The following is a 7,887-nucleotide window of genomic DNA, read 5'->3' on the forward strand; positions in this document are numbered from 1 at the left end:
GGCGGGGCGGGCCGTACGCCGGGACCGCTCCCGGCCGGCTGGCCCCGTTCGGCACGGAGCAGGTCGAGCAGCCGGCCACGCCGGACCAGGAGCTCCGCCTCCCGTGCCCGCAGCCCGGTCAGTGCCCTGTCGAGCTGCCAGAGTTCGGCGGCCACAGGCCCCCGCAGAGGTAGCGCGCAGTGCGGGCAGCGGTCATGGGCCCTGACGATGGCCACGCCGCACTCCGGGCAGTTCACTTCCGGCGGGAGCCCCGAGCCGGAAGGAGGACTCTGATCGCGCATGACCTGAAGGATGCCGGGCGCGGGTCGCCGTTGGGTTACGGGGTGCTACCCAGGTCGCCCTACGGGTACCGCACTGGCCGGATGCGGCACGGACCGGCTACGACGGATGCGGCACAGGCCGGGGTCACACAGGCCACAGGCCACACGGGCCGGGACCGCACAGGACAGGGCCGCACAAGCCAGGGCCGCCCAGGCCAGAGGCCACACGGGCCGAGGGCCGTACAGACCAGGGGCCRCACGGGCCGAGGGCCGCACGGGCCGAGGGCCGCACGGGCCGAGGGCCGCACGGGCCGAGGGCCGCACGGGCCGAGGGCCGCACGGGCCGAGGGCCGCACGGGCCGGTACCGCACAGACCAGAGGCCGCGTGGGTCGGGGGCGGCTAACGGGTGCGGCGGGCGATGAAGGTGATCACACCGGTGGCTCCCGCCGCGACCGCCAGCCAGGCGGCCACGACCGAGCTCGGCACCCCGGCGTCCTCGTCCGCCTTCGTGTCGGCCACCAGCGTGGTGGCTCCCTCGGCGCGCCGGCCGGCCGTCGGCGTGGGGGCGGGCTTCGGGGTCGTCTCCCGGAGGACCTCCGGCGGCAGCGGCACCCGGTAGACCGGGCTGCCGGCCCCTTCGCTGCCGGTCAGCAGCGCTCTGCCGTCGGCCGTGTAGGCGATCGACTCGGCCTGCTCCAGGGGCGGCATCGACACCCGGGCGATCTGGTCGCCCGGAGCCCGGTAGACGGTGGCGGAGAAGTAGGTGCGGATCACGAAACTCGACCCGTCGGGGGCGTAGGCGGCGTCGGTGGCCATGATGGGCGCGGAGCCGACCTTGCGGAGGACGTTGACCTTGTCGGTGCGCAGCCGCTTGGGCGCCGCGTAGACCGAGCCGGAGAACTCCTTGCTCACGATGTAGAGCCGCCCAGTGCGGGGATGCACCATGACACCCTCGGCGTTGTGCCCGCCGTCCTCGTATCGGAACCGGTAGCGCACGGCGGGCAGGACGGCGTCGCGCAGCGTGGTGGGCTCCGCCACCTTGTAGACCGAGATGTCGGGCCAGGCCCCGTCGAAGTTGTCACCGATGTCGGCGAACCAGAGCACCCCCGCCCCGGTCTCCAGGTCCCGGGACGCGGCCATCCCCTCCCAGTCTCGGGCCGCCGCCCCCTGGAGGGTGAACGTCGCGCGGGTCCGCCCGTTGGAGCCGACGGCGAAGAAGACCGGCCCGGCCGAGCTGTCGTTGTGGGTGTAGTAGACGTTCTTGCGCGTCGGCGAGACCGCCAGCCCGCTCGACTCGGTGATCCGCCTGTCCTTGAAGGTGAAGAAGGGCGAATCGCCGTCCGCCCACGCTCCGCCCCCCGCGAACACCGCTGCACCGGCCAGCACGGCCACCGCGATCACGCGGATCATGACGTTCCCCGGTCTACTCCCCATTCGGCCATCATGCCCTGAGCGCGGGAGCGGGGGGCGCCGTGGAAGCCCCTTGTCCGCATCAAGGTCACTCCTGCATTGCCGAAAGCGGACCTCCGGAGGCGGAGGCGAGGAGGTCACGGAGAGCGGGACGCCGGGGAGAGGAACTCCGCCCGGGTGCACACTTCGGCCACATCAGGACAGGCCGGTGCCGATCAATGGACGTCCGGCGGGAGACGCCTGAAGGCGATGCTCGCCTGGAGTGCGCTCCAGGTCCATAGGGTGGACGCATGGATTACACACAGCTTGGCCGTACCGGCCTGAAGGTCAGCCGCCTCTGCCTGGGCACGATGAACTTCGGCCCCGTGACCTCGGAAGACGACTCCTTCGCGATCATGGATCACGCCCATGAGGTGGGAATCAACTTCTTCGACACAGCCAACGTGTACGGCTGGAAGAAGGGCGAGGGCATCACCGAGAACATCATCGGCCGATGGTTCGCCCAGGGCGGAGGCCGCCGTGAGAAGACGGTCATCGCCACGAAGCTCTACGGCGACATGGGCGACTGGCCCAACGACGGCCGCCTGTCCGCGCTCAACATCCGCCGCGCCGCCGACGCGTCGCTGAAGCGGATGCAGACCGACTACATCGACCTGTACCAGGCCCACCACGTCGACCGGAGCACTCCGTTCGAGGAGTTCTGGGAGGCCATGGACATCCTCAAGCAGCAGGGCAAGATCCTCTATGTCGGGTCGTCCAACTTCGCGGGCTGGCACATCGCCAAGGCCCAGGAGGTCGCGGCGCGGCGCAACAGCCTCGGCCTGGTCTCCGAGCAGTCCCACTACAACCTGATCGTCCGGGCGCCCGAGCTTGAGGTCATCCCGGCGGCCGAGGACTACGGCCTGGGCCTGATCCCGTGGAGCCCGCTCGCGGGCGGCCTGCTCGGCGGCATCCTCCGGAAGATCGACAAGGGCCGCTCCGCCTCGGAGAACATGGTCAAGGAGCTGGACAGGCACCGCGACAAGATCGAGCAGTACGAGGCGTTCTGCGACGAGCTCGGCGAGGACCCGGCGAACGTGGGCCTGGCCTGGCTGCTCCACCAGAAGGTCGTCACCGCGCCGATCATCGGTCCGCGCACGCTCGACCAGCTCGACGGCACCACCAGGGCTCTGGAGATCAAGCTGGACGAGAAGGCCCTCACCCGCCTCGACGAGATCTTCCCCGGGTTCAAGACGGCTCCCGAGGAGTACGCCTGGTAGCAGGCTAGGAGATCAGGGCGCCGATCACCACGAGCAGCACGAGCAGTGCGAGCACCGTGGGCAGCAGCCAGCGTCGGGGACGATCCACGCCCTGGAGCTTAGCTCCGTCCACCGGGTGCCGGGGCCACCAGGGGGTATTCCGCGACCGTCTCGTAGCGGACCGCGGCTCCCAGATGGCTTCTCACCAGGTGGACGGCGCCGGCCTCCCAGCCGGTCCCGGCGAACGATCCGAAGTCCTCGACCAGGCGCTGCAGGTCGGCGTCGGCGCGGGACCTGGCCAGGGTCAGGTGCGGCCGGAGCCGCCGCCGGTCGGCGTGTACGGCTCCCGCACGGAGCGCCCCCGCCCCCAGGGAGTCGGCCAGCCGGACGAGCTGGGGGCGGCAGCCGTACACGCCGGTCCAGAAGACGCGGGCCCGGCGCGCCGAGGGGAAGGCGCCCGCGCCGATGAGCGACAGCGTCATCGGCGCGTAGCGAGACGCGGCTCGGGCGAGCCGCGTCTCCAGGTCGGGCAGCACCGTCTCCGGCACCTCTCCCAGGAACGACAGCGTCACGTGCCAGGTCTCCGGGTCCGGCCAGCGGAGATTGGGCCACGCGGCGCGGTGGGGGTCGAGGGCGCGGCCGAGCTCGTCACGCACCCGCTGCGGCAGCGGTAACCCCACGAACAGCCGCACGCGACCTCCTGCCGATCACCCTGGTCAGCATTATCGCCGCCCCGGTGCCCACGATGGTGAGCACCCCGCCGATCATGACCCCCGTGCGGGGGCCGCCCATTTCGGAGATCCAGCCGAGCAGCGGCGCGCCGATCGGGGCGCCACCGGTGAACACCAGCACGTAGATGCCCATCACCCGGCCGCGCATCTCCGGCGAGGACGCGAGCTGCACGCTGGTGTTGGCGGCCGTGTTGATGGAGATCAGCGCGACCCCGGCGGGGATGAGGAGGAGCAGGTAGAGCGGGTACCACGGCGCCAGGCCGGTGGCGATCTGGAACAGTCCGAACGACACCGCGCCGCCGATCAGCAGCTTCCGGCTGGGCCGTACCCGCCGGGCCGCCATGAGCGCACCGCCCAGCGCGCCCACCGCGAACATGCTGGAGGCCAGGCCGAAGGAGGACGCGCCCGCGCCGAAGACCCCGCGGGCCATCAGCGCGATGGACATCGAGAACGACTGCGTGAACAGCGAGACGAAGGCGACCAGCAGTATCGGCAGCAGCAGGTCCGGACGGTCCAGCACGTAGCGCAGCCCCTCGCGGAGCTGCCCCTTGGCTCTGGGCAGCGGATCGGGTGCGGTCAGCTCCGAGGTGCGCATCAGCGCCAGGCCGCTCAGCACGGCGACGAACGACAGCCCGTTGACCAGGAACATCGGGCCGGTGCCGCCGAGGGCGGAGATCAGCACGCCCGCGACGGCCGGACCGACCACGCGGGCCAGGTTGAAGCTGGAGGCGTTCAGCGCGACGGCGTTGGCCAGGTCCTTGCGGCCGACCATCTCCACGACGAAGGACTGGCGGGTGGGCACCTCGACGCAGGAGATGAGGCCGAGGACGAAGGCCATCACGTAGACGTGCCAGAACTGCGCGTTGCCGGTCACGACGAGCAGACCCATGGTCAGCGCCAGCACGCCCATGAGCGACTGGGCGACCATCAGCAGTTGCCGCTTGGGATAGCGGTCGGCGAGCATGCCGCCCCAGAGGCCGAACAGCATCAGCGGCAGGAACTGCAGCGCGGTGGTCACTCCCAGGGCGACGGCGCTGCCGTTCGTCAGGTCCAGCACCAGCAGGTCCTGCGCGGTGCGCTGCATCCAGCCGCCGACGTTGGAGACCACCCCGCCGATCGCGAACAGCCGGTAGTTGTGGTTGCGCAGTGACCGGAACATCCCGCCCCGCGCCTCGGGCACGGCCTGTGGCGTGCCCGTCTCGACGGCCTGCAGCTCGCTGGCGGCCGCGGCCCGCGCGACCCGTCGCCGCCGTGCCCTCGCCCGCCATCCCAGCGTCTTGCCTGGCAGGGCGCGCACGGCACGCAGCCGTCGCAGTTCTGCCCGCCACCCCGGCCCCGTGCTCGGTGCGGCGTGCGCCTCGGCGTCCTGCGGGACCGCCGAGGCCCCGGGTTCCTCAGGTTCGGCTAGATCCGGCTGAGCTTCTCCAGGATCGGTGCCGCCTGCCGGAGCACCGCCCTCTCCTCGGCTGTCAGCTCCTTCAACCGCTGCGTCAGCCACGCCTCCTTGCGGCGGCGCTCCTCCTTCAACAGGGTTGATCCCTGCTCGGTCACGCTCACGGTCACCTGACGCCGGTCGGTCGGGTGCGGCGTACGTGACACCAGCTCCCGCTCTTCCAGCCCGGCGATCACGCGGGTCATCGAGGGCGGTTGCACCTTCTCGAGCTCGGCCAATTCGCCGGGGGTTATCCCTGAATGCCGTTCCACGGCGGCGAGCGTCGCGAGCTGAGTGGGGGTCAGCGAGTGTCCCGCGGCCTGCCTGCGCAGGCGTCTGTTCAGTCGTGCCAGTGACACGCGCAGTGCCGATGCCAGACCGGCGTCGCTGCGCAGGTTCGCGACGGGGTCCTTCTTGGGGGTTTTCGTTAGCATAAGTCATTACCTTTGCTAACTATATACGAACTCACAGGATTCCCTCCGGGCAGAGCTTTTCGGGTGGGCCGTACAGCGTGGCAGACCGGACGGGGATCCCCAACCTCACCGTGACGTCCCCGCAGGCAGGACCCCATGGCGATGTCACTGCCGGGGGTGGTCGGTTCACCGAGCCCGGCTGGGCGACCCACTCGATCTCGACGTCCGCGGCCTTCGCGATCGTCGCGAAGTCCCGGTCGTAGTGGAGCACCTTGAGCCCGTGGTGCCGCGCCTTGACCGCGATGGGAAGGTCCACGACGCTCGGGCCCTGATGGCCGGAGGTGACCGCCGGCGTCTCCTCGTCCACGTCTACCAGGATCTACGTCACGGGGGCCTCCATGCATACGGCCGGCTACCAGTCCGTCCACTCCCCCCATCACTCAGCGTAAATGAAGAAAGGCCCCGGGTAGGGGCCTTTCCTCGGCAAAAACTCAGGACAGGCCCAGGAGGGACTTGACGGGGCCGAGGGCGAAGTAGAGGACGAACAGCACCGCGACCACCCACATCAGGGTGTGGACCTCGCGGGACTTGCCCTTGACCACCTTGATCAGCACGAAGCTGATGAACCCGGCGCCGATGCCGTTGGCGATGGAGTAGCTGAACGGCATGAGCACGATCGTGAGGAACGCCGGGATGGCGATCTCGTAGTCGGTGAAGTCGATGTCGCGGATCGCGGTCATCATCAGGAAGCCGACGATGACCAGCGCGGGGGCGGCGGCCTCGTAGGGGACGACGGCGACCAGCGGCGAGACGAAGATGGCCAGCAGGAAGAGCACACCGGTGACCACACTGGCCAGACCGGTGCGCGCGCCCTCCCCGACGCCCGCCGCCGACTCGACGTAGGTCGTGTTGGAGGAGACCGAGGCCGCGCCGCCGACCGCCGCGCCGATGGAGTCGACGAGCAGGATCTCGCGGGTCCTGTCCATCGTGCCGTCCTCCTTGACCAGGCCTGCCTGGCCGCCGACGCCCACGACCGTGCCCATGGTGTCGAAGAAGTCGGTGATCAGCAGGGTGAAGACGAGCAGCAGGGCCAGGATGACCGAGACGGAGCCGAAGGCGCCGAGCGGGTCGAACTCCTTGAACAGCACGAACGGGTTGCTGAACCCGAAGATCTCCTTGGGCATCTCCGGCACGACGAGCCGCCAGCCCGCGGGGTTCGGGCTGTCGGGCGTCCCCGAGCCGCCGACCTTGGCGACGGCCTCGACGATGACGGCGAGGACCGTGGTCGCGACGATGCCGATCAGGATGGCGCCCTTCACCTTCCGGGCCACCAGCAGGGCGATCGTCAGCACGCCGACAACGAAAACGAAGATCGGCCAGCTCGTCAGGTTGCCGCCGATGCCGAGCTCCAGCGGTACGGCGGGCGCCTTGCGGACGAAGCCGGCGTCGACGAAGCCGATCAGGGCGATGAACAGGCCGATGCCGACGCTGATCGCGGTCTTCAGCTGGGGCGGGATGGCGTTGAAAACCGCCGTGCGGAACCCGGTCAGCACCAGGAGCGCGATGATCACGCCCTCCAGGAAGACCAGGCCCATGGCCGACTCCCACGACATCTGCGAGGCGATGCCGTAGGTGACGAAGGCGTTGAGGCCCAGGCCGGCGGCCATCGCGAACGGCACCTTGCCGATGACGCCCATCAGGATGCTCAGCAGACCGGCGACCAGCGCGGTGCCGGCCGCGACCAGCGGCACGTTGGGGACGAGCCCGTCACCGATGAACTGGCCGTCCGCGTCCTTGACGGTGGCGATGATCAGGGGGTTGAGCACGACGATGTAGGCCATCGTGAAGAAGGTGGCGAGACCGCCGCGGACTTCCCTGCCGACCGACGAGCCACGGTCAGAGATATGGAAGAAACGGTCAAGTGCGCTTATTTGGGAGGTTTTGGTGTCACTCACGGACGCAGGGTGGCAGCGAGCGTCCCCTACCGGAAGGCCCAGGTCACGATGGTGATGCTTTCGAGATCGATTCGCGCTCTCACAGGGGGCGTTTTGCGGGTAGTGAGGGTCCGTCGCCTACGCTGGAACCCGTGAACCAGCCTCACCGTCCGGAGCTCCGGCCGTTGCAGACCAACGACACGGCCACGATCCTCGTGGGCACGGCCCTGTGGGCGATCGCCCTGCTCGTGCTCCTGATCGCGCAACCGGATGCCGGGCACCGCTGGTGGATCTGGACCTGCGTGTCGGGCATCTGCGGCGGCCTGTTCGGACTGTGGTTCGTCCGGCGCCGCGACCGCCGGGGCCCGGCGACCGCCTCCGAGGAGGCGGTCGAGCCCGCGACGGCGATCCCGCCCGTCTCCCCCGCCCCGCCGACCCCCTGACGGAGGGCCGCGCCCTCCGCACAGT

At 70.1% G+C, this 7,887-nt stretch carries 9 protein-coding genes; 2 read left to right on the forward strand and 7 right to left on the reverse strand.

All coding sequences use genetic code 11. From position 1 onward, the window contains the following. The coding region (locus tag CA984_RS45710) for a hypothetical protein (RefSeq protein WP_207621233.1) at positions 1–215 on the reverse strand (215 nt) is incomplete at its 3' end. Positions 216–660: 445 nt separating this feature from the next. Continuing rightward, complete coding sequence (locus CA984_RS40990) at positions 661–1,695, reverse strand: hypothetical protein (protein ID WP_242676454.1); 1,035 nt, start codon at positions 1,693–1,695, stop codon at positions 661–663. Positions 1,696–1,961: 266 nt separating this feature from the next. On the opposite strand from CA984_RS40990, the gene CA984_RS40995 reads away from it, so the two are divergent. Beyond that, on the forward strand, positions 1,962–2,930 hold the full coding sequence (locus tag CA984_RS40995; protein WP_086578733.1) for an aldo/keto reductase: 969 nt from the start codon (positions 1,962–1,964) through the stop codon (positions 2,928–2,930). A 98-nt stretch (positions 2,931–3,028) separates the two neighbouring features. Here CA984_RS40995 and thpR read toward each other — a convergent pair whose 3' ends face one another. The 5 genes from thpR to CA984_RS41020 all read right to left on the reverse strand — a co-directional run bounded on the left by thpR (position 3,029) and on the right by CA984_RS41020 (position 7,440). Further along, positions 3,029–3,601 (reverse strand): RNA 2',3'-cyclic phosphodiesterase, encoded by a 573-nt coding sequence (thpR, locus tag CA984_RS41000; protein WP_086578734.1) that lies wholly within the window; start codon positions 3,599–3,601, stop codon positions 3,029–3,031. Further along, the gene (locus tag CA984_RS41005) at positions 3,558–4,937 is read right to left on the reverse strand and encodes an MFS transporter (protein WP_242676455.1); all 1,380 of its coding nucleotides are present in this window, start codon (positions 4,935–4,937) and stop codon (positions 3,558–3,560) included. Before CA984_RS41005 ends, thpR begins: the two co-directional genes overlap by 44 nt. A 107-nt stretch (positions 4,938–5,044) precedes the next feature. Continuing rightward, positions 5,045–5,506 carry a MarR family winged helix-turn-helix transcriptional regulator gene (locus CA984_RS41010; RefSeq protein WP_086578735.1) on the reverse strand — a complete coding sequence of 154 codons (462 nt, stop codon included), beginning with the start codon at positions 5,504–5,506 and terminating at the stop codon, positions 5,045–5,047. A gap of 31 nt (positions 5,507–5,537) precedes the next feature. Continuing rightward, on the reverse strand, positions 5,538–5,852 hold the full coding sequence (locus CA984_RS41015; protein WP_086578736.1) for a PIN domain-containing protein: 315 nt from the start codon (positions 5,850–5,852) through the stop codon (positions 5,538–5,540). Positions 5,853–5,976: 124 nt separating this feature from the next. Continuing rightward, entirely contained in the window at positions 5,977–7,440 is a 1,464-nt protein-coding gene (locus CA984_RS41020) for an NCS2 family permease (RefSeq protein ID WP_086578737.1), read from the reverse strand. Positions 7,441–7,571: 131 nt separating this feature from the next. On the opposite strand from CA984_RS41020, the gene CA984_RS41025 reads away from it, so the two are divergent. Continuing rightward, positions 7,572–7,862, forward strand: coding sequence for a DUF2530 domain-containing protein (locus CA984_RS41025; protein WP_086578738.1), 291 nt, complete (start codon positions 7,572–7,574; stop codon positions 7,860–7,862). Positions 7,863–7,887: the final 25 nt, after the last annotated feature.

Origin of the sequence: Streptosporangium minutum (genome assembly GCF_002149035.1) — a bacterium.
Classification (GTDB): Bacteria; Actinomycetota; Actinomycetes; order Streptosporangiales; family Streptosporangiaceae; genus Streptosporangium; species Streptosporangium minutum.